The sequence below is a fragment of the Bacillus sp. EKM206B genome, assembly GCF_011066015.1.
Lineage (GTDB): Bacteria > Bacillota > Bacilli > Bacillales > Bacillaceae > Bacillus > Bacillus velezensis.
In genome coordinates, this window is record NZ_JAAMNL010000002.1 from 557,287 (window position 1) to 582,068 (window position 24,782).

The window sequence follows — 24,782 nt, forward strand, 5'->3', positions numbered from 1 at the left end:
ATGAAAACCATTACAATTTCTGATGTGGCGAAATATGCAAACGTATCTAAAAGCACCGTATCTCAATTTTTAAATCAGCGCTATGACTATATGAGCGAGAAAACGAAACAAAAAATAGAAGCGGCCATTCAAGAGCTGAACTATCAGCCGAATTTCGTCGCCCGCAGCTTAAAACAGAAATCAACATTTACGGTAGGTGTGGTGGTGGCTAATATTCTTCACACTTTTTCCACTCAGGTCATCAGGGCGGTGGAAGACTATTTTCATGAACAAGGATTTCATATTATTGTCTGCAATGCGGATGATGAACCGGAAAAAGAAAAGAAATATATTGAAATGCTGCGGGCTAAGCAGGTGGACGGAATTATTATTTTTCCGACGGGTGAAAATCTCTCTTTATATGAAAAGATGAAACGCGATACGTTTCCGGTCGTGTTTATGGACAGAACCATTGAAGAACTCGGAATTCCGACAGTGATGCTTGATAATCATCATGCAGCCGGTCTTGCCGTTGACCGGTTTATCGAAAGCGGCATTAAGAGAATCGCAATTATTACGACGTCTATTATTCGGGAAATCAGTCCGAGGGTAGAAAGGATTGAAGGGTATAAGAAGGCGCTTGACCGCCACGGAATGATGGTGCGGGACGAATATATCAAAACAGCCGATGCAGCTGATATTTCCAATGTTTTGTCAGAGTTGTTCTCACTTGAGGAGCCTCCGAAAGCGATATTGGCGGCAAACGATATCGTTCTTGTTGAGGTGCTGAAGTATATGAAGGAGCATGATATGGCAATTCCGGATAAGGCAGCCGTCATCGGAATTGATGAAGTTCCTTTTGCTGGTTTTTTTACTCCTCCGATTACGACGATCGTCCAGCCTGCGGCAGAAATGGCGCGAAAAGCGGGAAGCCTTCTTCTTCGTCAGATACAAGAAAAAGATGGCGGTGAAAAACGGATTCACCGCTATAAACCGGCGCTGCTCGCAAGGCAATCCGGATAACCGGTTTCATTGCATAAACCGGTTTACTCCGGCAATTTAAATGTCTGAATATTGCGAAATGAGAGGGGGATTTTTTTATGTTCTCAAAAGATAGATTCCCTATTATTCTTCTTTTATTTTCAGCCGGGGTGATTAACTATTTAGACCGCTCAGCGCTGTCTATTGCAGCGCCGTTCATACAGCAGGATCTCACATTGTCTGCAACCCAAATGGGGCTGATTTTCAGCAGTTTTTCTGTCGGATACGCTGTGTTTAACTTTCTCGGCGGTGTTGCATCTGACCGGTACGGGGCTAAATTGACATTGTGTACGGCGATGATCGTTTGGTCTCTTTTCAGCGGAGCGGTTGCGCTTGCTTTCGGATTTGTAAGTCTTTTGATTATCCGTATTTTATTCGGTATGGGAGAGGGGCCGCTGTCGGCTGCCATAAGCAAAATGGTCAACAATTGGTTTCCTCCGTCTCAGCGCGCCACGGTCATCGGCCTGACAAACAGCGGAACGCCGCTCGGCGGAGCGATCTCCGGCCCGATTGTCGGGATGATTGCTGTGGCGTTCAGCTGGAAGGTTTCCTTTGTCCTGATCATGATCATCGGTTTAGTCTGGGCGGTCATCTGGTTTAAATTTGTCAAAGAACGGCCGGCGCAGACGGAAGACGCCCCGGCAATAAAAGCGGAGATTCAGTCGCATGAGCAGCATATCCCGATGACCTTTTATTTGAAACAAAAAACGGTTCTCTTCACGGCTTTTGCCTTTTTCGCCTACAATTACATCTTATTTTTCTTCTTAACATGGTTTCCGAGCTATCTGGTGAAAGAACGCGGTTTAAGTGTTGAATTTATGAGCGTGGTGACTGTTATTCCCTGGATTCTTGGATTTATCGGTTTGGCGGCAGGCGGAATGATTTCTGATTATGTATTCAAAAAAACCGCCGGAAAAGGGGTTTTGTTCTCACGGAAAGTCATTCTTGTCACTTGTCTGTTCGCTTCCGCTGTACTGATCGGATTTGCCGGACTTGTTACCACTACCGTAAGTGCCGTTATTCTCGTTGCTTTATCAGTCTTCTTTTTATATATAACGGGCTCTATCTATTGGGCGGTGATTCATGATGTGGTTGATCAAAGGAATGTCGGATCAGTCGGCGGCTTTATGCATTTTCTTGCAAACACGGCCGGTATTATCGGGCCTGCTTTAACCGGCTTTATCGCGGACAAAAGCGGATCATTCTCCGGGGCGTTTTTGCTTGCAGGCGGATTAGCCGTTTTGGCCTCGGCTGCGGTAATCCGATTCGTGCGCCCGATTATCATTCAAACCGCTTCTGAAGATAAAAAAGACACGATACCTTATTCATAAGTTATCAAAGCCACTGAGGCTGTCCTGCAGATAACGGGATGGCCTTTTTGTTCTGCCGCTTGATCTGTTCCTATGATAATATAGGAATTGTTTACAAAAGAAGGGAAGAGGAGGGGGCATGAAACAGAAGCCGATATATGTCGAAATCAATATTGCATCTGATATAGAAACGCTTTGGGAATATACGCAAAACCCGCATCTTCATAAGGAATGGGATCTGCGGTTTTCTGACATTACATATCTTCATAGGCTGCCAGATGAACCGCAGAGATTTCTATATGAAACACGAATCGGTTTTGGGCTGAAGGTATCCGGCACGGGCGAATCAATAGGTGACATAAGGCCTCGCTCGTCAGAAAGAGTGTCTTCGCTCGCTTTTGCCTCTGATCATCCGCTGTCACTTATAAAAGAAGGCAGTGGCTACTGGAAGTATATAGAGCGGGATAACGGACAAACCGCATTTTTGACTCAATATCAATATGAAACGGCCCGCGGTCTGCCGGGAAGTTGGATAGACCGGTTTTTATTTCGTCCTCTGCTAAGCTGGGCTACCGCATGGAGCTTTGATGCGTTGCGGCTTTGGATAGAACAAAACAGACATCCGAAGATATCAGTCCGTTTCGGGTTTGTCTATGTCTTTATGTGTCTCGTATTCAGTCTGTATTGGTTTTTTCAAGGCTTTCATGATGGCTGTGCCGATGCAGAGATCGTGAGGGGAGCGCTGGAGACAGGGTTAGGGGTATTATGGCTGCTTCCCATGCGGAGAAAGTGGCTGATTCACACCGGGCAGTCAGTCTTCTTTTGTGTAACGGCACTGCTATATTCGGGCGGCGGATTCGTGATCTCATTAGGAGTGCTTACGATAGCCGCAATGATTCTTAAGCCCAAGCTGCCGAGCGCCTGGCATACAAAACGAAAGAGAGAAGTGAAATGACGGATTCAATGTATGAAAAAGCGATTACTCATTATCAATCACTGCACCCGATGCTGCAGAAACGGTACAGATTTGACGGATCACGCACGTTTTGCGGAGAAGGAGTTATGTCAGAAATAAAGGGAGGTTCTTTTCTTGTCAGAATGCTTTTAAAGACAGGTGTTTTTTTCAGATGTTTTTTCTCAGAGAGGGGAAACGATATCCCTTTCACTATCGAAAACAAAAACAGGCAAAATGGCGTGGAATGGAATCGTACCTTTTTCTTTAAAAGCAAAACGCGTTTTTTTGATGCCGTCATGGAATATGATGAGCGGGAAAACAGAATTCTTGATTACTTCGGCAAACCCCGCATCCTACTGTCTGAACTGCATTTAGAAGCGTCTTCAGACGGAGGGCTTGTTATTACATCCGGAAGGCAGTGGCTCCTGATAGTCGGAAAGAAAATCCCGCTTCCGGCATGGCTGTGCGGCAGTTCAACCGTTTATGAGGCTTATGATGAGGAAATGAATTGCTTCAGCATAAAGGTTCATGTGAAAAACCGGATACTCGGCACGCTTTTCTCTTACCGGGGGACTTTCCGTGAAACAGAGGGGGAAACATGCTGAAGCGTCATCTCATGGTAAGCGTGATTTGCTTTTTGGGATTTGCGGCGGCTGAAGCTCCGCATATATCAGCTGCTGAGACGTTTGTTTTATTTTCCGTACTTTTTTTCGTTCCCGCTGTATTCGATTTTGCTTTTCGGCCGTCAAAGACCTTAGAGAATGTGTTATTACGGAGTTATCCTGTTGCCGCTTTATGTGCGGTGCTTGCGCTTGTCACAGACTTCAGTTTTTTTGCCGTTGTGTGGCTCATTTATACGCTTGGGCTGGCACTGTATGCTGTCTGGCGGCTGATGAAAACAAATATTCACAGAACTGAAGAGATGTCTGTTATGGCGGGTTTCATTTATTTGGCCGGGGGCGGATTCTGGTTCTTCGCATATGTCCTTGAGATTCCCGTCATGAATTTCGGCCCGCTTATCGTTCTGCTGACGGCGGTGCACTTTCACTATTCCGCTTTTCTCATTCCGATCTTTAACGGATTGCTCGGCAGGATCATACGGGAGAAACGGGTTCTTTACAGATGGAGCACGGTCATTATTTTGATTTCGCCGATCCTTATTGCCTTGGGGATAACATTTTCAAAGACACTTGATGTGATTGCTGTCGCTCTGTATCTGGCGGGTCTGTATGTAAATGCATATCTCGTCTTTACGGCGCCGTTTGTTACGAAAACAGGCAGGGTCTTGATCAAGAGTTCTTCGGCTGTGTTAATGATCACAATTGCTTTATCTTTGATATATTCGTACGGTGTCTACCGCGAGGAGGCAACGTTCACGATCAGCCAGATGATTTGGATTCACGGGGCCGTCAATGCATTCGGCGTTATCCTGCCGGCTTTGGCGGGGTGGAGGTTAGAAAATCCGAGATTGTTTGATGAGGGCAGCGAAAGAACGTTCAGCCGTATTTACGGGAAGAGAACGATAGGCAAAGACTTTTTGACTGATATTCATGCAGCAAATGACATCCATTATACCGGCCTTCTGGATCAGATGAGAGAACTGCATTCTGAAGACTTTTCAACTGAAAAACTGGCGCCGGCCGTTATTTCCTTTTATGAAGAGACAATTGATTATGACATCATGGCAAAAGTGACGTGGAGCGGATGGTTTCGTCCGTTCGCGCGCGTGTACGAGCCGTTCAGCAGAAGAGCGGGGCAGATTCACCTGTCCATGAATCCGGATTGGTATATCATGCACAGTGATATTATAGGAGTTGACTCTGACAAAGACGGCAGAAAAAATGTCCGTGCGTGGATCAGAACAAATGAAAAGCAGGAAACCGTTTTTACTGCGCTGTATTCAGCGTACAGGGCAAAAGGGGAAGGATACATGAATATCTCTCTTCCGCTGCCGTACGGTCAAATGACGGGCATTTTAAAGCCTTATGCGCGTAAGCAGAATCTTATTTTGACAAGCAGACGGCGAAAAAGCGGAGCGGGTGATGAAGGGATTTATCTGCAGACGAAATGGGGGACGTGTCATCTTCCGCTGGCAGAGACATTTCTTATTTCAGCCCAGAGCGAAACCAGCCTGAAGGCCGTTCATCATATGTGGCTGTTCGGACTGAAATTTTTAACTGTGCATTATCGGATCACTCATGCTTCCGCGGGTAACCGAATGGAAGAAAAAAGACGAAGGGTATACCTACGCTGCCGTGTATCAAACCCTTTTTGGAAACAAGGCTTTTTGGGATACAAAATAAAGAAAACGATAGCAAAGTGATTTTTTAATTTTCCTTCCGGTGTGGTCAAACTTGAATACAAGACAGCACCGGATTTCTTTTTATGGAGGCTGTCCAATGAAGAAAACAATCTACATATTGTTCATTCTGGTTTTGCTCTCAATGAATATGTCAAGCTATCATTACACTCTTAACAAACAAATCTATTACACTTTATTCTCCAATAAAGAAGCATTGATAATCGATTATACTTCAGAATTTAAAAGTGAGGACTTTGTAAAGAGATTGGTCGCCTTCTCCAAAGAAAACAAAGTGAACATTTCTCAATACAATTTCTTGGATGAAAAGAGCTTAAACATCTATTCTACAAGCCCTGAAAATGAACCATCAATACATAACGGCAATAAACTTGTGTCAAATTTTCTAAGAGGCCATTCAGAGCAGAAGATGATCGGCAGCATTTCTTTTCCGCTGTCAACATGGGAAATCAGATATTTTGACTTCAATCAAATAAAGAATATAGGCATAGGAAGCAAATTTTATATTTCATCTAACGATGACAAGGTATTGGAGAAAGCACAAAACCTTTTTGCTGACTATGGTGAAGTAAGTTATGAGGACATCACTGAGAATACTGCTTTTATGTTTAACAAAACTTTGCTTATGCTGGTGTTGCTTTCTATGCTGATTTTGTTTATTGGTGTCCTTTATTTTGTAATTAAAAATCGCAAACGGCTTCTGCTGCAAAAGTTATGGGGGTATTCCAAGGTTAAAACACTGCTTTCTTACCCAGCAATGTTTTTGAAGCCTCTAATTATAATCATATTTTGCGGTGCAATTATTGTGGCTTTGCTAACCTTTCCTTTCAGTTTAAATGACTGGCTGGCTGCATATCTTAGAATTTACATTAGGAACGCGGTGATTGGTGCGCTTATCATGATGGTATACACCATCATTGTTACTCTCGTCTTGTATAACAACAGCGACATTAGTGGTTCGATCAAAGGCAGCACACCGATTAAAAAATTCCAATGGTTATCTGTAGGCTTTAAAATTGTTGTCACGATATTGCTTTTTAATATTGTTGCGTTTTCACTTTCTAACGTATTCGATCTCAAACAGCAGCTTGATAATCAATCGTACTGGAAAAAGACACAAAACACTTATAAGACAAGCTTTGCAAATACCGGGATAGACTATAGTGATTTAAAATTAGACAGGGAGAAAAATGTTAGAGTTCGCGCGTTGTATCATCAATTAGAGAAGCATAAAAATGCGTTTGTCATTGATGCACAAAACTATGGTTTACTAAGAAAAGACGGGAAAAAACCTGTTTATTTTTATACCTTAAATACGACAAAGAAAAATGAAATTTATTCCCCTTCTGGACGAAGTATTACAATCAGCCCTAATTATTTAAAGGTGAATTCCATTATCGGTGCTAATGGGGAAGCCATAAGCCAAAAGCAATTAAGGGTTGATTCAAATACATTGAACCTGCTTGTTCCACAAAAGTATGAAAAATATAAAGAAAAAATAATAGCTGCATACAGGGATCAGTTTTTCTTTGACAAAGTTGAATTAGATAATATGTATAACAAGGAGATTAAGCAACCTCTAAACACACTTAAAAAAGATGAATTGAAAATCAACATCATTTATACTAAAAATAGGCAGGAGTATTTCACCTTTAATAGTCAACTTGGTGATGCCGGCAATAAGAATAACATTGTTGATCCAATAGCTGCTGTTTTCACAGATAACGTTGATCCATCTGTTATAGGTGCTTACTCAACCTCATGTTTATTCTTTTCAGATTCTTCAAAAGGCATGGCGGATGATCGCATAGTTCCTTATTTGGAGAAGACCAATACCAGAGATCTAATTGATTCATCAATTTCTGTTTATCAAGAGTTAAGCGACAATATAGCAAGAATTCAGAATCAATTCTTACAGAATTTAATTGGCCTAACAATAACGGTTATCCTGTCCGCAGCCTTTCTTGTCGCTTATATTTGGTCGTATTACAGCGCAAATGCATATCGGCTGTACCTTAAAGAGCTTTTTGGATATTCATATTGGGCTAGAAATAAAAATTTAATCATCTTTTCCCTTTTAACCAATTGCCTTATAGGTTTAGGATGCAGTATTTATTACAAAATCTTCGAATTAACAATTTTCATCGCGCTGTTTATTGTAATCGAGCTGCTTATTCTTTATTTTCTGAGTGTCTATTTAAACAGGAAAAACATGAATAAGATCTTAAAAGGAGATAGAATATGATTACACTCAACAACATATCAAAGACGTTTGATGAAAAATCTGTTCTTTCGAATTTCTCTCTTCAGATAAAAGAAAATGAATTTGTTTCAATTGTTGGTAAGAGCGGTTCAGGGAAGACTACCCTGCTAAATATCATAGGTCTTCTTGATACTCCACACTCAGGGGATGTTGAAATTTTAGGCTTTCGAAACCCTAAACCTACAGAGGTGATGAAACTAAGGAGAGAAAACTTAGGGTATATCTTTCAAAATTACGTGCTTATGGACAACGAAACAGTATTAACAAACTTACTGCTTTCTACGGCATATGCAAAAGATTTCAAGAAAGAAAAGTTGACAGAAGCATTAGAAATGGTCGGCCTTGATAAAAGCTTTTTAAAGAAAAAGGTCTATCAGCTGAGTGGCGGAGAGCAGCAGCGTGTGGCCATCGCAAGAATTATTTTGAAGCCTTGTGATATTATCCTGGCTGATGAACCGACAGGAAACTTAGACGAATATAACAAAAGCATTATTTTGTCTTTATTTCATCAGTTAAAAGGTATGGGGAAAACGATTATTTGTGTTACTCACGATCAAGAAATCGCCAATGGGTCTGACAGAGTTATTAATCTTTCATAAGGAGAGGTTTAAATTGAAACACATTACTTTTGCGTTATCAGCAAGCATCCTGGTCATTATTACCGGGGGGGTACACAGAATAATTTTTAGAATGTTTAGTTTACCTTTTGATCAAGCAGTAATCTTCTGGGGCGGATTTGTAGTTGTTTATTTTGTACTAGCTCTGCTTTCTTCTTTACTCTTTAGGAATTTAGGTTCAAACAGCAGAAATTACGAGGCTTAATAAAGGCTTTAATGCTTCCTCACGAAGTATCAATAAGGGTACATGTTGTTCTAGAAGAAAGGACCGGCCAACACGCCGGTTTTTTTATGTAAGCATATTTGCAAAAAGGATCGCTATCAGAAGCCCTTCGAAAAGTTTCAGAATTCAAGAATGGAAAAGAATCGCCATAATTTTGTGTTTTTTCCAAAAATAATACTCTCATCTACAAAATATGACAAATTTCCCTCTTGCAAGGTGATAAAATCAGATTGCCTGCTAAGTGAGTAAGCAGCAGGCAACAAATCAAAAGGGGGCAATAAAAATGTTGACAAGTAAACTCAAAAAGATAGCAGGAGCTACAGCACTGGTGGGGGCCTTGCTATTATCTGGCGCACAAGCAGCTGATGCTGCAACTAAACCAGGAAATTTAATACCAATTCGAAACAAACAATTTGATGATAAGGTTGAAGAATACAGATGGCTTGGTAATGATACTGTTAGAATTTTCTTTAGAGACAGTGAAGGAAAATATTATTGGGAAGATTTTGAGTGTGTAACTACAGAAGGCGGAGTTTGTTACGTATATGAATGAAGAAGTCTTATTCATAGTATATAGCGAAGATAAATCGTAATAAGTCCTATTTTTCTCATTTTGTCTCAATATCTAAGTATACTTAGGATAATGAGACAAAATTTTTTATTCACTATTCAACTTCCTAGAATATATATTATGTAAACTAAAAGAGCCCGAGTTTAAGTTTTGGTTGTATTGAAAATTTGCTATTACTTGAGCTGTTTCTTGTTTTATAACCATGTTCTTCAGTCCTCCATTAATTCATAATGTGTAAGAAAAAATCAGCATGCGAATTACAGCTGATTTTTTCTGGAATTTCATTTAATGACTAATTTTAATCTTTTGTCTTTATCATACGATCTATACTTTGAACTGATTTATACAAATCATCTTCAGGTTTTGGACTTGGACCACCTTTTACAAAACGAAAGGCAATAATAAGTATTTGTTGGATTTCTAACAAACCTTCTTCTTGAACTTCGATTTTCAGTGGAATCCTCCTAAGTATGTGAGCCAGCCAAATAAACTTGCAGTTGATTCCTTATTATATTATTGCAGCTAATAAGATAACTCTTCATGGTTTTCTAAAATTGCAATTGAACCATAGAAAAGCACTTCTAATTCATTCATTCGATCTTTAAGGTGTTTTAAGTCGATTCTGAGCTCTGAAGTATAATAACTCTTAAGTTTAGTTTGGTTTTTCTTCATCTTTTCAAATGAATATCTGAAAACGTATGAATTGTCATCTTTTTCAGCAAACTCCTTGATATAATTCTCCGTAGCTTGGATTACTTCATCTACTTTTTCTTCTTTATTAAAAACCTTCTCAATAACTGGTTTTGCTTTCTCCCAGTTTTCTATTAAGCTATGGTTCAGCTTCTTTGGATCTGATTTTTTATTGTAGACTAGATGAATCTGTTTTAAACGGAGCTCAAGATAGTGACGATATAGAAAAATTATGGGATAAATTTGACTGTCTTTAGATTTAAGCATACTTGGATTTTCAAGGCAGTTTTCAACTAAATTATCAGCAGCTAGCTTATAACCTTCAGCTATTAAGTCCATATGCTTTATAGGATTTGAGACTCCAATGTATGCCATGTCTTCATACTTTCCACTAATAAATAACTTTTGGTTTAGTGTGGGTAATTCAATTCTCATGTAACTCCTCCAGTATAAATCAATTATGATTGAAAAATATTTGTCATGATTATTTGCATATTTGAATTAATTTTACATGGTTCAGTGCTTATCGCCTTTTTCATTTTAATCATATTCAAATTCTACATTTTTTAATTCCCTATTCGTTTTATAAGGATAACCCTTACCAGTACATCTGTTTGTTTCTGAAAAAAGGTGTAAATTTTTTTTTGCTCTTGAGCATAAAACGTATAGAAGTCTTTTTGATACGGTTCTATCACTTATCTCATTCCAATGTGGAATATATCCTTCAAGTAAACCAAATGCTATTACTGTCTCATACTCCTCACCTTTTACACCATGAAAAGATTTAATCGCGATTCCTGTTTTTGGCTCATGCAAATTCAATATTGAATTTATATCTTGTGGATATTCTGGGATTTTCAGTTTCTCATCTAATTGTTCAAAAAAGAGTTGATACATTAATGCTAAATCAGGATATGTATAGAAATCTAGATTTAATTCCACCATGATCATTTCAAAAGATTGCTCTAAGTATTCTCTTATGTTTGACTGGTGTGACTTACATCTCTTCATTAAGTTTAAAAGTTTAATGCAAGACGATTTGTTATTTGGCCAAGAAGAGTTACAAGTTTCATTTAATTGTTCAACAATTTCTTTTGACCATCTTAGTCTATGCAGGTACATTTTAGGTGACGATGGTGTACATAAGATCCTAGAGAGCTTCGAATAAAAATTATCCGTTTGTTTAGGAAGTGGTGTTAAATCAGGTGCAGCAAAAGCTATATCAGGTAAAGCTTGTTTTAATTTTCTTACACCTTGATTTAACATAAACCACTGAGGTGCTGCGATACAAATTTCGTTAGGGGCATGTCCCTTAGTAATATAAGACCTTACAAGATTAGCAATTTCATCTGTAACCTCATTAGAATGTATCTTATCATCAAAAGTTATTATTCCACGTGAATTTTTTAATACTGCTAATGAGACAACTTCTCTTTGTTCTAACTGAAATGATTTGCAAAAGTCCACTATTCTCTGTGTAGATCGATAATTTCCATTGAGTTTTACTTCCACTAATTTGTTATCACCAAGATCTTTTTGAATTTCATCTTTAGTTTTTGCTATTCCTCCTATGCTGGAGTATATATTTTGTTCAGGATCACCGACCATAAAGAGCTTGCTTTTTCCATGTGAATTTTTAATAATCTCACCAATTATTCCGTATTGTAAATCCTGAGTATCTTGGTATTCATCTACAAGGATATACTTAAACAAATTGGATAAATTAATTGAAATCTTAGGGTGTGTCTTTATTAATTGATAAGAAAAGTAGATGATTTGGTTATAGTCAATTAATTTTTCTTCTTTTAATCTTTGATGATATAACTTGGCTACTTCGTTAAATTTATGAATTTTATTTGTGTATTCTCCTGCACGATTAAATTTTGTATTCACGTTATCAAAAAACTTCAATCCACTTTCTGCTTTGATTTCTTTTAGAACTTTATTTTGATAGTAATCTGTAGCATAAGAGAAACCCAAGTTTAATTCATTATGGTACATTCCATAAGGTTTAATAATCCATTGAGAACAAAAAGAATGGAAAGTACCGATCCAAAGATTTTCAGTAGACAAATCCATTTCTTCAACTCGGGAGTATATCTCTTCAGCCGCATTAGTTGTGAAAGTAAATGCTACAATCATTTGTTTAGAGGATGTTATTTGATTGAGTTCATAAGCAATTTTTCTGGTCAAAACCCTAGTTTTCCCACTTCCTGGGCAAGCAATTACCAGAGCATTATCTGTTGCAAGTACTGCTTTTTTTTGTTCATTATTTAGACCTTTAAGGATATCATTCATCATCTAACAAACCCTTCAAACGATTAAAAGAGTCGTTTGGATCTGAAAAATGAGTGGAATATATATCGTATAGTTTAGAGAGCCGTTCCTTTTCAGATTGAAATTTTTTATCTAGGTCTAGTAATTCTTGTTGAGAGAACTTTTTCCCTTCACTTAAACGATAATACATCATTTTTTGTAAGTGTCTTTCATCAAGATGAGAAGAAGCAAATGAAATGGCAGCAAGAATATATTGTGGAAAATAGAAATCGAATTCTACTTTTTCCGATAACATCAATGAATACCAACCTTTCCCTTCTTTCTCTGCAACTTGTAAAATTGTTTCATAAACCTCCTCTAAGTTACTCGATTTCAATTTATTTTCTTTTTCTGCAATTTTCATTTTCTGACTATAAACCTCTGTTAATGTTTCAATGATCAAATTTAGATTATCTTTGAACGTATCTATTTCAAAAGTATGCTCAGCATAAAATGGCTTTAACCAACAGTTATTCGAACAAAATTCGTTTAAAAATTCCCTTCTTTGAAATCCCTTTTTTTGTGAAGAACGATACTTCTTTTGAAGAGGTGTATCCATTTTAGGATCATTAGGAAGCTTTTTTATTGAACGGTCTAAATCTGTGATAATTGCACATTTACGGTGAATTCTGTCATCATGAAATAAGTTGGCTATATGTTTGAAAAAAGCACTACTCATGTTAATAATACTGATACCAATTTCATCTAAACTTAAGCCAAATACTTTTTGAAACATTGTAGGTATCAAAATCAACTCAGCATCCCCTTCTACAAGAATCACACCTTTAGCAAAGAGTAGATTACTTCTGGTGGCATCTAAGTATCTCTCAATTTTTTTACATTCATCTTTTAATAAGCCCTTACTTGGCTGACAAACTAGGGTTTTTAAATCATTTTTTAAAAGAATGTTCATAGAGCTTATTCTGCTGACAGATGATATTTGAGTAGAATGTGTTGTGACGAAAACCTGTGTATTTTCAAAATGATAATTATCAAATAAAGTTTTTTGAATATGATTATGCACATGCGCTTCAGGTTCTTCAATAAGTAAAAAATGAGCGATTTTCTCTTCTCTGGGTTGCTTAAGTTCATATTCTAATAACTTTAAAGTCATATAGATTAAATTAGCACCACCAAGGCTTAAGTCTTCTATCCTTCCATCAAATTTATTATTAAATCCATCCCCAATCCAAAGAGTTAAAGATTGCATGATCTTATTTATATCTTCAGGGAATTCTGATTTTATTGCCACTGATGGTGCATATGTAAAACCCACTGTATTTTCAAGAGTTTTACTAACTCTTGTGCTTAAATCTGTAATCTCATCCATTGTACCGATTAAATTATTTAATTCTTGTATCTTTGTTTTCATCTCATTTATTTCACTGAGTTCTAACTCTTTCGCTTCGCCGCGTAAAAGAGTTAGAAGGGGGCTTTTTCGGCCTTTCAAATCGTTCACTACATTTCGCAAAGCTTTAATATATGTACATACCATCTCTTTGCGCATTGAAGTAATAAAAGACGTGGTTTCTCCAATCAGTCGCTTATCATCATTTTTAGGATCTGGAAATTCAATTTTGCTGAAATTCCCTATAATGTTCTCATAAACCTTTTCATCTGCAAAATTTGCTTCGCCTCGAAATGTAAATATGGATTCATAATCATCAATGGTTATTTTTGTTTTTAGTTCTTCAAACTTATCTTCATTTTTTTCAGGATCTTTTGAAAGCTCATATAATGAATTTCTGATTTTAAAGTTTGGTCTAAAATAGAAAGTGTACGTTCCTTTATCATCTTTTGAATCAACTGATGATATATTATGGGCCATAAAGGAACCTAATTCATTTTTTGAAATATCTTTAAATGTAAGGTGAATGATAATCCAGTGACCTCTCCAATCTATTAAATCTCTATTGAAATCGTCTTCTGTAAGTACTGATGCTCTTTGTGGCAGATTACCATCAAGAAGAAGTCTCATAGCATATAAGATATTACTTTTTCCAGAACCGTTTTCACCAATTAAAGAGTTCACACCTCTTGCAAAAGAAAAAGTTGCATTGCTGAAATTCCGAAAGTTTCGCACTGTCACATCTGAGATAAACAAGCTAAAACCCCTCTCTAATACCCGATTTATAATTTAATTTGAATAATTATATACCAATTATATATTTCAATTATCTAATTTAAGTTTATGTGATGCGGCCTTTAGATAAGGCCTTGTTCCTTCATAAGACAGCCCCATTCCTTCAAGAATTTTGACATTCCCCGTTTGAGCGATATTAATTAATCTAGTTGCTCTAAGTGTTCTTGTGTTGATGTTATAGGGACGAAGTTTGTTTAAAATAAATGTAGAGCTAACGGGTTTATTTAATTTATATGAACGTCTTGTTACAAATAAATAATCACTGTTGGCTCCTTTAATAAAGTATTCTCTCCATTCTAAATATCGGTTTAGGACTGTAGTGATTTTAACAGGAATTTCAATTTGAACATAGCGATTGGAAAAGTTTATTTGATTTGTACTTAAATCTTCTAATTTTATGTTGGAGATTTCTAGAGGTGAACATGCGTAAACTATTGCTAATAAACCAATAGAAGCTTCTAAGGGGTCGCAATCAGGATGTAGCCACTGTGAAATTAGTTCTTTTTGTTCTTCAGTGGTTAATGCTTCAGATGTCTGATGAAAGTAATTCACATTTAATTTCTTCAGCGGGTTGACGAATACTTTTTTATTGTCGTATGCCCACTTAAAAAAAGAATCTAATTCACGGGAACGTGTATAAACTGTTTTTTGCGAATTTTTCTTTTTTAGGTAAGTCAAGTATTCAATAATATGAGCTCTTTGGATTTGTGTAAGGCTTGATACATCTTTATCATGAATAAATTCAAAAAAATATTTTAAATTAAAACTTATTTGATATCTTGTCCAATGTTTTAATTCCCTTTTCTCTTTTAAGAAGTATAAATAATCGTGTGTGATTTCTCTAAATATTGCAGGTATTTCTTCCACTGTTTTTAACAATAGAGTTTCATTCCAATCATCTTTTAATTGAAATTCGTTTTTTAAGAATTCTATAAGATGATAAATTGCAGTTCTTTTGGCTACAGATAAATTCTGTCTATAAATATCGAGTTCCACAAGGTCATTAATATTCCAGTTCTTTTTTAATATCAGCTTCTTTTTTTCATCCTCCATACAACTGTGAATTGATTGTACTCTAGTCGCTATTTCACGCTTTTGGTCACCATAAACCGAATCTAGGTATAACATAAACCTATTCAACAAAGAATGTTTTGCATCTGTAGAAGATGTGAATTTTTCTTTGAATAGTATATATTTCTTGGTCATGAGTTTGTCAGTTTCACATGTTCTGCAAAGTCTACCATAGCGTTTTAAACTTTTACCACAGTTAATGCAGTTCAAGCATTTGCCCATCTTTTTTCCTCCTAAAAATCCTCTTCTGGATATATGTTATTTTTAGGTGCCTCATCAATTTTTGCCTTTCTAGCATAAGGTCTAATTGCTTCGTAATTTTCTCCTGCTACTTGTTTATCTTGTTTACTTTTTTGATTTGCTTTGTATTCAATTAGGTCCCAAGGGTTACAGTCTAATGCTTGGCATAAAGCATCTAGAGTTTGGAAGCGTATTGCTTTAGGTTCTTGCTTTATTAACTGCATGGCTGCAGTATGTGAAATTATAATTCCTGCTTTTTTTTCTAGAGCATTTAAAAGCTCTTGACCTGTCCAAATACCTTTCTCGGCCATGACTTGTCTTAGATGCCATTTAATCATTGTTGATATCTCCTATTAATTTATTGAAATTTCCATTAGTAACATCATCAAGCTGTTCTTTCAGAAATTCTTTGCTTGGTTTTAAATAACGTTGTGTAGTTCCTAGAAGAGAGTGTCCAAGTATGTGTCTAATGGCTTCTATTTTAGTCGGATTTTCTTCGTAAAAATGTGTTGCGAATGATCTTCTAAAATCATGACATGTAAAGTGAGGGATGAATAATTTTTCTTGTTCACACTTTTGGAGAGCTTCTATGAGTCTATTTTTGATAGTAGTTGTGCTAATACGTTTTCCATGTTCGGATAAAAAGAGGGCTTTCTCTTTTTCTGCATTTAAAAAATGTGGTCTGACTTGTTTTAAATAAATTGAAAGAACACTTTCAAGATTATATAAAGAACCCGGTACCCACCTCTCTTTTTTGCCGGAACCGTTAGAGCCCTTTCCGTAACGAACATGTATAGTTCCTCTTTCAAAACTAATATCTCTAACATCAAGCATCATTAATTCGCTTAATCGAAGTCCAGTGTGGTACATCAACCTAAACATTGCATAATCTCTATTAATAACAAGGGGTTTGACAGAAGTCAATGCACTATTTCGTAATGTTTTAAAAAAACTTCGCATATTATCTTTTGAGGGAATTGAAGTTTCCACTGCTATATCATCGGTTACATGTTTTTGAACAAACCACTTGTCTACAGGCTGTATTAATTTAACATTATATTTAATATCAGCTCTTTCAAGCTGTTTTCCAGCTTGTAGTTCAAGAGAACTTTGTGGAATCTCTGGATGATCGATAAAAAAGTTATAGAAGTTGGTAATGATGTTAATATATCCTCTTCTTGTAGAGTGAGAAAGACCTGCATCAATTAAGCCACTATGATAATCATTTACATCATTAATTGTTATTTCCCAGCAAGGTTTTCTGACTATATCAAAGAACCTTCTAAGTACACTTGATGTACCTTTAATTGTTGTTGGAGAGTGGTTTCTGAGCTTCTTTGAAATTAAATAATGTTCAATAATTCTTTTATGGTCTCCTTTCACCTCTGAATAGTCTATTATATTTTTATTCTCTGAATTTTGAGGTCGGCTAGAAGAAGTAGAACTAATAAGTTTAAACGAGCTACTTTTACTCATAATAGCTTTCCCTCCATAATCAAACTTTTAATTGGATTATACAATTAAAAGTTTGATTATGCAATTAAATGCTGTATTTTTCCGACAAAAAAAGACTTATGTCGATAAAATGACATGAGCCTCTTCCAGCAGAAATTATGTAGAGAATATAAAAGTGGATCCATATTCTAAGAGCATCCCCTTTTGTAAGGAAAACCTCTACGCCCTTAATAAATTAAATTGGTCATAAAGGTTTTTCAGTTTGAGTATTTTAATCGGTTATGTCACTTGTTGCTGGTCTTCTTGATCAAGTCCACGCCATCGTATGCCAGACTTTCCACACTTGCAGCCTTCTGCAGTATATAATGATCAAAAAAGTTCTTCGTATAGTCTGTAACAAGATTTCGCATCTCCATGGCATCCCGTTCGCCTCTAAGTTCCTCATTCACACTGGTAAACACGATGTCGCAGTAATCTAAATGCGCAGCACGATCAACAGAGAAATAATAGGTATCCATGCTATTGTTAGCGCCAATGATCGCATTCATGTTATAGTTCGGTTCAGAAAACAGCAGCAAAAAGGGTTTCTTAAGGTCGCTGCCCTGAAGGCCGAACGCACCGCTATCCAAGCCAATCCCGCAGGCGAACCGTTCGTCGTCCCGGCAAACAATCGCCGTCGTAGGCCCTCCATAAGAATGTCCGACTATGCCCATGCCGATGTCAAGCAACAATCTGCCCTTAAAGATGGAATTCAGCTCTCCAGAGTCCAATTTGACAAGATAATCGGCTACATACCTTACATCTTCTGCCTGTAATTCACTATACTCTGTTAACTTGTCAAGTATCGGCAGTGTAAGCACGTTTTGGCACATCTCAATGGCAGTTTCATCGTCGGGCCGCATCTCCATCTTACCTGCCAAAGCCAGCATCTCCGGATCTTCAGAAAACGCTATAATGACATCCGAAAAATCCTTTGATACATTAAACAGGCGCCCATCTTTACGCTTATACATCGTGCTATTCTGATGGCCGATGCTTACCACAACATATCCCATACTTGCCAAGTCTGTACAGATCACTGTACCCCATTCTGGAGAACCGCCCCCGCCGCAAACATAAAATAACACCGGATAGCGTTTTTCCTTCCCGGAGAGAGCAAGGTCGTCGTAACATTGGGTCTTGATATCTATAGAGTAAGCATCCTTCAACGCAGTGAGAAGCGGCTGCTCATCAAGCATTTCGCAGACTTCAGGAAACATGTACGTTGATGTAGTCTTCCCTTCGCTGCTGTCAGACGGATAGTACACAAACGCCGTCAGTTCTCTTTTTGTATGATCTGATGCCGTGTACTCAAAATCCATCTGGGTTCGGCCGACAGTATAGCCGCCAATTGGCTCTGGAAATGCGTCATACTTTTTCATTCTCTTGTTCCCCCTTACGTAATAAAAGTGGCGGATGTGAAATACATACATTGCGCTATAAACGCTTTTCAAAACTGTGAAACGATTACATCATATGTTCAGTGAATCATATCTACTCCTTGGCTTTCTTGAGATTGCTAACAATATTTGTACAGGCCCATATACTGTTTCAGAGTTTCATCCGCCACGTAAACCTCCTTGTATTGCTGTTTAAGATGACAAAAGCGGACATCGTTGCTGATGTCCGCCTAAAGCTTAACTAATTGGGTTCTGTTCCCCAAATTAGTTTTCCTTGATGATATAATGTGATTTTTTTCGTTGTTTTAAACGTATTTGATTGGAAAAAGGAATAATCGCCGCTTTGTGCATAATTGCTCCAGTCATCGTTGTGAAGACGAAGCTGAATATTCCCTGTGCTTGCTCCCGGTGACAGCGTTCCTGTTTTAAACCCCAGTTCCAGGTAGGTATCTGCACCTTGCTTAGGTTTATGCAGCGTCACAAATTTGTGGGTCAGATTGCCGCATCCCATCTGCGCGTAGTCACAGTCAACGTTTTGGCCTTTGTTTTTCGCGTTATACCAGTAACGGGCAGTGACATCTTTTAAATCAACCGTCGCATTGCCGTTATTTTTTATGTGAAGCTGCGGGCGGATTTGATTGCTGTTCACACGCCCATCCCCTGCTTTGTATTGTACAGAAACGCCTTTTTCCTGTGTGGGGTTATCTTGTGCTGGCGTTTCAGGGCCGTCTTTCGTTGAATCTTTAGTGCCGCGAATGTTTTCTCTTACGAATGTTCCTGAAGCAGTTAAATCTGTAAGCGGCCAGCCGCCTGTTTTAGATGCTCCCGGCTTTAAAGCCGAAGATGATTCCTGCTTATCAGAAAGATTCCAGTTCACCCAGCTGATGTTCTTGCTGTCGAGATAATTCAGCCATTCCCGCGACTGGTCAAGAAATACACCGCCATTTCCAGACGCATCGCTTGTTCCCCATTCCGTCACGAAAATCGGCGCTCCTTTGCTGAGTGCGTAGTTTGCTTTATCCCGTAAAAATTGGCCATGTGTGCCGGCATAAAAATGAAGCGCGTACATGACGTTTGCATCTTTTAACTGGTCATCGGCAGCATCATTCACATCCTGGCTCCATGTACCGGTTCCGACAATGATGATGTTGTCTGGATCATTTTTGCGGATAACGGAAATCACTTCTTCCGCATACGGTTTAATATCACGCTTCCAGTTCACGTCACCGTTTGGTTCGTTTGCAATTTCATAAATGACGTTTGGCGTATTTCCGTAAAGACTTGACATCTCCTTGAAAAATTCTTTTGCCTTCTCTTTATTTTGGTTTGGGTTGCCGTCATTTAAGATATGCCAGTCAATGATGACATATATCCCAAGTTCTTTTGCCGCTTCAACCGCTTCTTTTACTTTATTTTTCACGGACGGGTTGTCAATATAACCGCCATCTGCCGTATACATCGCCGCGCGGAAAACGGTTATGCCCCAATCGTCTCTCAGCCATTTTAGGCTGTCTTTATTGACGAAATCTCCATACCATTGCAATCCATGTGAACTGATCCCTTTCAGTTGTACCGCTTTGCCATCTCGGTTTACAAGTTGTGTACCTTTTATGCTAAGCTGACCATTCTTGGCTACTGGCGTTTTTGTTCCTGCTGCTGATGCCGGCGAAGGCAGCAAGCCGCCCATTGTCAATAACGCAATCAATAAACACGTAATAAAAATAGAAATTGACCGTTTCATATCTGATCTTTTCCTCCTTCGCATCATTTTGGCTCTTTCTTATGAGCTCGAACTCATTGTAAAAATCTTTCTCATGATTGTCTATCAACCTAATTTCTTGTTTTTGGGAGGTGTAAAAGCCTGTCAATTTGCTCTATCTCTATTGAATAAGACACACCTGACACATATAGAACAAAGAAAACCGGGCTGAATCGGGACTTTACACGTCATTTTTCAATCGAATCGAAAAATTAAATGTATTTCCAACGCAGACATGCTGAATGTGATGAGTCTCAATATGGCATTGAATCTTATGATTGCTGTAAGAAGACGAGCCCTTGCCCGTCCTTGTTAATGTAAGGTTGATGTAAGGTTTGGATTAATACGGGTTAAGGTTGGAGTTGTACAATAAGATTGTACTTCAGTGAGGGATTCAGCCAGAAGAATTCCCCCTTCAATAAATCATAGAGGTGAAAAGGTTTGAGAGAAAATAAAATTTTGTCTTCATTATGTTACTTCAGTATATTTTTTGCGCCGTTTCTGTTTCCGATTATCGTCTATTTCTTAGGACAGGACGATGTGAAATATCATGCGAAAAAATCTTTGTGGACGCATCTGATTCCTTATTTGATTTTTGGAATTGGCATCATCGCTTCAGGTTTACTTGGTATGAATGACATCAGGCACGCCGGGCCTTTCTTGCTTGCGACGTATGCTGTTACATTCCTTGTGGCGATCTATTTTTTCATTTGGAACATTGTCAAAGGAATCAAAGTATTTTCGGAACAATAGGAAAAAACGGTTCTGTCATTAATCAGCAGAACCGTTTTTTTTGTATAGCCATTATGATAATTGTATATCTATCGTTGTCCCTTCTCCCGCGGTGCTGTGAATGGTGATGTCCCCTCCGTGCTTTTGGATAATATCCTTTGCTATGGCCATTCCAAGACCAGAGCCTGCATGCGTCGTTCCTGTATTTGTCCCCCTGTAATAGCGATCAAACACTTTTTCCAGCTCCTCTTCTTCTATCCCTTTGCCGTTGTCCTTAATTGTCACATGAGTCCGTTCTTTTTGTTCAAGCCGTACAACGATCTTCACATCAGGATCATTGTGAACGAGGGAATTTAAAATGAGATTCGTGACCGCTCTCCGAATCAATATCGCATCAAGGTTCAGCATCAGCTTTTCCACGTTCGTTTGAAGCTCAATGGACTTATCCGCATATCTAGAATCGTTTAACATATCAATTAACGTTTCCCGCAGCAGCGATACAAGGTTTACCCGTTCTGTATGTAGCATCACATCGTTGTTTTTCAGCCTTGTCGTTAAATTTAAATCTTCCATCACATCTTTCATATAGAGGGATTTACTCTCAATGATATGGGCGTACTCTCTGGTCTGTTCGGCTGTGAGATGGTAATTTGGATCTTGGATGATTTCTGCATAGCCTTGAATAGATGCTAATGGTGTTTTAATGTCATGAGAAATATGACTGATCCACTCTTCACGCATTTGCTCTAATTTATCTTTTTCTTTTTTGCTTGAAGATAGTTGTTCCGATAAATGATTGACATTATAGAAGACATCTTTATAAATGCCTTTGGATTTCATTTTGATCGTATAATCTCCATTAGCTAACCGCTGGATTCCTTGAATGACACGGCCGAGCGGTTTTGTGAGCTGCCGGCTGAATAGATAGCCAATGAGTAACGCGATCAATGCATCTATTGATAATAATATGATGGTTCCTGCATTGAACTTCGTCACAAATTCCTTGGTATCATATGAGAGGACATATTTTCCGAGAGAGGGATTTTTAAACCCTATAAAGTAACTGTACTCCTTGCCGTTTACTTTTTTTCCGCCGGCGTAAATGGTTGATAATAATTGTTCATCCTTATATTTATGTAAATTTACAATTTCAATAGGCGTATATTTTTTCTTCAGTCCTTTAGGTTCTCTATCATGATAAACATCCCGTCCGTTTTCATCTAATATTTGAATCCATGCATTCTGCTCTTTTAAAGCTTTTTGGCCCTCTTTGTTTACTGTGATACCATTGTTCGATAACGTGACATATTGTCGGAATGATCTTGTGAAAGTTTCCGGTGTACTTTCTTCGTCATGTTGGGTGTTCGCCTGGAAAACGAGCCAAAACATAAAAATAAATAAATTAATGAAGACTGTAATGATGGTCACTATGATGACAGATACCATGTATCTGCCTGTTAATCGCCAATTCATCCTTACGCATCCTTTACAACAAATTTGTAGCCTAACCCTTTCACAGTGACGAGAAAGTCTGGTTTTGATGGGGTGTTTTCTATTTTCTCACGGAGCCTGCGTATATGAACCATCACCGTGTTGTCAGAACCGAAGAAATCTTCTCCCCATACAGCTTGATAGAGTGTTTCTTTACTGATCACCCGGTTGGGATGCTGCAGAAAATAGGTCATAAGCATAAGTTCTTTAGGTGTTAACTCAATAGCCGCTCCATTTTTGGTGAGCTCGGCTTGTTGTTGGTTTAATTCAAATGGCCCTTTTTTTATTATGGTTCCGGTTTGAGAAGGCTGTAAGTAAGAGACCCGTCTCAGCTGCGCTTTGACTCGATATGCAACTTCCTTAGGGCTGAAGGGTTTTGTAATGTAGTCGTCCCCGCCGATGGCAAGTCCTACAATTTTATCCGTTTCCTCCCCCTTTGCAGACAAAAAGATAATAGGAACGTGTGAAATGTCTCTTATTTGCTTGCAGATATCATAGCCTTCACCGTCTGGCAGCATGATATCCAATATCACCAGATCGGGATTTTCTTGATGAAATTGAGCCAATCCGTCACGGGCAGTCGAAGCGGTCACTACGCGATCAATGCCTTCTCTTATTAATACGGTTTTGATCAGTTCCAAAATTTCTTTTTCGTCGTCTATGATTAATACTTTGCTGTGAAGCCGTGACATATATTGATCACTCCTTGAAGTCATTGTCATTATTATACCCAATGTCTGTGTATCGTTAAAAAAATCAACACTTCTATCCCACAGAAAATAAGCCAATTTTCTTTTTCAAGTAAGAAAATTGGCTTATTGCGATGCTGATGCCTTTAACGCTTTACAACAAATGTTGTCACGCTTTGAGCCGGCAGATGGGCCCAAAAATGATTGTCCGTTACTTTGAGATCCGTTCCAGGTTGAAGATTGCTGCTGCTGCTCGTGATCCATCTGGATACTTGCGAAGCAGTTCCATTCTGCAACACAAAGTTTTGGTTGACCCCTGTGTTATTTTTATTAATGGCAACAATCACGACCTTATTGTCTCCTTTATAGGCTGACACGTAAACATTCGGTTCAGGATTTTTCGTTGCATCAATCCTTACATAGCCAGGGCGCACAAATTTTGAGAAATGAGCCATATTGTATCCGCGTTTGCTGATCATCCCATCTTCTTTCATAGGGCCGTATGATCTGCGGATGTACCACCACACATAAGCTTGAAAATCTCCCTCTACCATTGAATGATGAATATGCTCTGAAACACCTAAAGCCTCAGGCCAGCGATCCGCTGAATTGTTGTCACTATTCGGATAGTATACCTCCGTCATCCATAGCTCTTTCCCTCCTCCTTTTTGTTTGAATAGAGGATAAGGAAACTGACTGACCTGAGTGCCGTACAGGTGGGTTCCAAGGATATCCATATTCCTAAGCGCCTGCGGATCGTTCAAAATGGGGTCCGATATATTTTTCAGGTATTGAAATGATTCCGGCGCAATCACGCGGGCATTAATGGAACCGGCATTCTCTCTCATGAAACGCAGGATTTCTTGGGGCGTCCACCATGTCCATTCGTGAGCGTAATCAGGCTCGTTTTGCATAGAAATCGCATACAGATTCACACCATTACTCTTCATGAAATTAACGAAATCGTTAAGATGCTGCGCGTATGCGGCGTACTTATCATATCTCAGCCGCTTAGCTGATGTGTCACCATTATGATTGAAAGTCTCAACCATATCGTTTGGCGGATTCCAAGGGGAAGCAAAAACGATTGCTCCATGTTTGATTGCACTCTTTGCAGTCTCTACTTCCTTGTACCAATTATTTCTATTTTCATCTACATGAATTCTTAAGACCGAAAAACCTAACTGATTCTGTCCATTGCCAAAAGCGGTCTCCCGTTGAGCCGCAGTCAAGTCTCCAATCCAAGCCGGGTGGTTCATTCCTCCAAAACCGCGAATCACTTGTCTATCTGCAGATATATTAACTGTTGCATCACTTGCTGCTGAAACTTCAGTAACTCCCGGTCCTAAGAGCATGACGGACAGCATTGTGAAACATACCAATAATACACAAATTGTTTTTTTTACGCTCGACATCATTTTTTCCTCTCCTTCATATGTCGTTTATGGACTTAGAAAACGTACCTTTGTCTCCCTTTG

General features: G+C 38.4%; 20 protein-coding genes and 1 pseudogene. 10 read left to right on the forward strand and 11 right to left on the reverse strand.

Annotated features, from left to right (window positions below):
* The 9 genes and pseudogenes from G9F50_RS05655 (at position 1) to G9F50_RS05695 (ending at position 9,261) form a co-directional block, all read left to right on the forward strand.
* On the forward strand, positions 1-1,002 hold the full coding sequence (locus G9F50_RS05655; protein ID WP_060561633.1) for a substrate-binding domain-containing protein: 1,002 nt from the start codon (positions 1-3) through the stop codon (positions 1,000-1,002).
* A gap of 77 nt (positions 1,003-1,079) precedes the next feature.
* Complete coding sequence (locus G9F50_RS05660; RefSeq protein WP_060561632.1) at positions 1,080-2,351, forward strand: MFS transporter; 1,272 nt, start codon at positions 1,080-1,082, stop codon at positions 2,349-2,351.
* A 118-nt stretch (positions 2,352-2,469) separates the two neighbouring features.
* Entirely contained in the window at positions 2,470-3,285 is an 816-nt protein-coding gene (locus G9F50_RS05665) for a hypothetical protein (RefSeq protein WP_060561631.1), read from the forward strand.
* The gene (locus G9F50_RS05670) at positions 3,282-3,890 is read left to right on the forward strand and encodes a DUF4166 domain-containing protein (protein ID WP_060561630.1); all 609 of its coding nucleotides are present in this window, start codon (positions 3,282-3,284) and stop codon (positions 3,888-3,890) included. Before G9F50_RS05665 ends, G9F50_RS05670 begins: the two co-directional genes overlap by 4 nt.
* Positions 3,884-5,485, forward strand: a pseudogene (locus G9F50_RS05675) (YndJ family protein); the annotation flags it as partial. The gene G9F50_RS05670 and the pseudogene G9F50_RS05675, both read left to right, overlap by 7 nt.
* Positions 5,486-5,684: 199 nt before the next feature.
* Positions 5,685-7,850, forward strand: a complete 2,166-nt coding sequence (locus G9F50_RS05680; protein WP_060561629.1) for a DUF1430 domain-containing protein — start codon at positions 5,685-5,687, stop codon at positions 7,848-7,850.
* A complete protein-coding gene (locus G9F50_RS05685; RefSeq protein WP_060561628.1) occupies positions 7,847-8,467 on the forward strand; it encodes an ATP-binding cassette domain-containing protein in 621 nt (206 codons plus the stop codon). Before G9F50_RS05680 ends, G9F50_RS05685 begins: the two co-directional genes overlap by 4 nt.
* A 13-nt stretch (positions 8,468-8,480) precedes the next feature.
* Entirely contained in the window at positions 8,481-8,690 is a 210-nt protein-coding gene (locus tag G9F50_RS05690; protein ID WP_060561627.1) for a bacteriocin-like WGxF protein, read from the forward strand.
* 301 nt (positions 8,691-8,991) lie between these two features.
* Positions 8,992-9,261, forward strand: coding sequence for a hypothetical protein (locus G9F50_RS05695; RefSeq protein ID WP_060561626.1), 270 nt, complete (start codon positions 8,992-8,994; stop codon positions 9,259-9,261).
* A 540-nt stretch (positions 9,262-9,801) separates the two neighbouring features.
* On the opposite strand, the gene G9F50_RS05700 is transcribed toward G9F50_RS05695, so the two are convergent.
* The 8 genes from G9F50_RS05700 to G9F50_RS05735 form a co-directional block, all read right to left on the reverse strand.
* Positions 9,802-10,404: a hypothetical protein gene (locus G9F50_RS05700; protein WP_060561625.1), complete on the reverse strand. Its 603-nt coding sequence runs from the start codon at positions 10,402-10,404 to the stop codon at positions 9,802-9,804.
* A 105-nt stretch (positions 10,405-10,509) separates the two neighbouring features.
* The gene (locus G9F50_RS05705; protein WP_060561624.1) at positions 10,510-12,270 is read right to left on the reverse strand and encodes a UvrD-helicase domain-containing protein; all 1,761 of its coding nucleotides are present in this window, start codon (positions 12,268-12,270) and stop codon (positions 10,510-10,512) included.
* Positions 12,260-14,389 (reverse strand): AAA family ATPase, encoded by a 2,130-nt coding sequence (locus tag G9F50_RS05710; RefSeq protein ID WP_060561623.1) that lies wholly within the window; start codon positions 14,387-14,389, stop codon positions 12,260-12,262. Before G9F50_RS05710 ends, G9F50_RS05705 begins: the two co-directional genes overlap by 11 nt.
* 66 nt (positions 14,390-14,455) lie before the next feature.
* Positions 14,456-15,721, reverse strand: a complete 1,266-nt coding sequence (locus G9F50_RS05715) for a tyrosine-type recombinase/integrase (RefSeq protein ID WP_060561622.1) — start codon at positions 15,719-15,721, stop codon at positions 14,456-14,458.
* Positions 15,722-15,732: 11 nt separating this feature from the next.
* Positions 15,733-16,077, reverse strand: coding sequence for a helix-turn-helix domain-containing protein (locus G9F50_RS05720; RefSeq protein ID WP_079891060.1), 345 nt, complete (start codon positions 16,075-16,077; stop codon positions 15,733-15,735).
* The gene (locus tag G9F50_RS05725) at positions 16,070-17,215 is read right to left on the reverse strand and encodes a tyrosine-type recombinase/integrase (RefSeq protein ID WP_060561621.1); all 1,146 of its coding nucleotides are present in this window, start codon (positions 17,213-17,215) and stop codon (positions 16,070-16,072) included. Before G9F50_RS05725 ends, G9F50_RS05720 begins: the two co-directional genes overlap by 8 nt.
* A 263-nt stretch (positions 17,216-17,478) precedes the next feature.
* The gene (locus G9F50_RS05730) at positions 17,479-18,615 is read right to left on the reverse strand and encodes an alpha/beta hydrolase (protein WP_060561620.1); all 1,137 of its coding nucleotides are present in this window, start codon (positions 18,613-18,615) and stop codon (positions 17,479-17,481) included.
* Between the two features lie 259 nt (positions 18,616-18,874).
* The gene (locus G9F50_RS05735; RefSeq protein ID WP_060561619.1) at positions 18,875-20,374 is read right to left on the reverse strand and encodes a cellulase family glycosylhydrolase; all 1,500 of its coding nucleotides are present in this window, start codon (positions 20,372-20,374) and stop codon (positions 18,875-18,877) included.
* A 459-nt stretch (positions 20,375-20,833) separates the two neighbouring features.
* Between G9F50_RS05735 and G9F50_RS05740 the strand changes: the two genes are divergently transcribed.
* Positions 20,834-21,145 (forward strand): magnetosome magnetite crystal formation protein family, encoded by a 312-nt coding sequence (locus G9F50_RS05740; protein ID WP_017417895.1) that lies wholly within the window; start codon positions 20,834-20,836, stop codon positions 21,143-21,145.
* A 51-nt stretch (positions 21,146-21,196) separates the two neighbouring features.
* On the opposite strand, the gene G9F50_RS05745 is transcribed toward G9F50_RS05740, so the two are convergent.
* From G9F50_RS05745 to xynC, 3 genes are all read right to left on the reverse strand, one after another.
* Positions 21,197-22,597 (reverse strand): sensor histidine kinase, encoded by a 1,401-nt coding sequence (locus G9F50_RS05745; RefSeq protein ID WP_060561618.1) that lies wholly within the window; start codon positions 22,595-22,597, stop codon positions 21,197-21,199.
* A 2-nt stretch (positions 22,598-22,599) separates the two neighbouring features.
* Entirely contained in the window at positions 22,600-23,307 is a 708-nt protein-coding gene (locus tag G9F50_RS05750; protein WP_015239948.1) for a response regulator transcription factor, read from the reverse strand.
* 143 nt (positions 23,308-23,450) lie between these two features.
* On the reverse strand, positions 23,451-24,722 hold the full coding sequence (gene xynC, locus G9F50_RS05755) for a glucuronoarabinoxylan endo-1,4-beta-xylanase XynC (RefSeq protein WP_060561617.1): 1,272 nt from the start codon (positions 24,720-24,722) through the stop codon (positions 23,451-23,453).
* Positions 24,723-24,782: the final 60 nt, after the last annotated feature.

Excerpts from the sequence above, each read along its gene's own strand:
- G9F50_RS05655 (WP_060561633.1), top strand. The coding sequence starts at position 1 with ATGAAAACCATTACAATTTCTGATGTGGCGAAATATGCAAACGTATCT.
- G9F50_RS05660 (WP_060561632.1), top strand. The coding sequence starts at position 1,080 with ATGTTCTCAAAAGATAGATTCCCTATTATTCTTCTTTTATTTTCAGCC.
- G9F50_RS05665 (WP_060561631.1), top strand. The coding sequence starts at position 2,470 with ATGAAACAGAAGCCGATATATGTCGAAATCAATATTGCATCTGATATA.
- G9F50_RS05670 (WP_060561630.1), top strand. The coding sequence starts at position 3,282 with ATGACGGATTCAATGTATGAAAAAGCGATTACTCATTATCAATCACTG.
- G9F50_RS05680 (WP_060561629.1), top strand. The coding sequence starts at position 5,685 with ATGAAGAAAACAATCTACATATTGTTCATTCTGGTTTTGCTCTCAATG.
- G9F50_RS05685 (WP_060561628.1), top strand. The coding sequence starts at position 7,847 with ATGATTACACTCAACAACATATCAAAGACGTTTGATGAAAAATCTGTT.
- G9F50_RS05695 (WP_060561626.1), top strand. The coding sequence starts at position 8,992 with ATGTTGACAAGTAAACTCAAAAAGATAGCAGGAGCTACAGCACTGGTG.
- G9F50_RS05700 (WP_060561625.1), bottom strand. The coding sequence starts at position 10,404 with ATGAGAATTGAATTACCCACACTAAACCAAAAGTTATTTATTAGTGGA.
- G9F50_RS05705 (WP_060561624.1), bottom strand. The coding sequence starts at position 12,270 with ATGATGAATGATATCCTTAAAGGTCTAAATAATGAACAAAAAAAAGCA.
- G9F50_RS05715 (WP_060561622.1), bottom strand. The coding sequence starts at position 15,721 with ATGGGCAAATGCTTGAACTGCATTAACTGTGGTAAAAGTTTAAAACGC.
- G9F50_RS05720 (WP_079891060.1), bottom strand. The coding sequence starts at position 16,077 with ATGATTAAATGGCATCTAAGACAAGTCATGGCCGAGAAAGGTATTTGG.
- G9F50_RS05725 (WP_060561621.1), bottom strand. The coding sequence starts at position 17,215 with ATGAGTAAAAGTAGCTCGTTTAAACTTATTAGTTCTACTTCTTCTAGC.
- G9F50_RS05730 (WP_060561620.1), bottom strand. The coding sequence starts at position 18,615 with ATGAAAAAGTATGACGCATTTCCAGAGCCAATTGGCGGCTATACTGTC.
- G9F50_RS05735 (WP_060561619.1), bottom strand. The coding sequence starts at position 20,374 with ATGAAACGGTCAATTTCTATTTTTATTACGTGTTTATTGATTGCGTTA.
- G9F50_RS05745 (WP_060561618.1), bottom strand. The coding sequence starts at position 22,597 with ATGAATTGGCGATTAACAGGCAGATACATGGTATCTGTCATCATAGTG.
- G9F50_RS05750 (WP_015239948.1), bottom strand. The coding sequence starts at position 23,307 with ATGTCACGGCTTCACAGCAAAGTATTAATCATAGACGACGAAAAAGAA.
- xynC (WP_060561617.1), bottom strand. The coding sequence starts at position 24,722 with ATGATGTCGAGCGTAAAAAAAACAATTTGTGTATTATTGGTATGTTTC.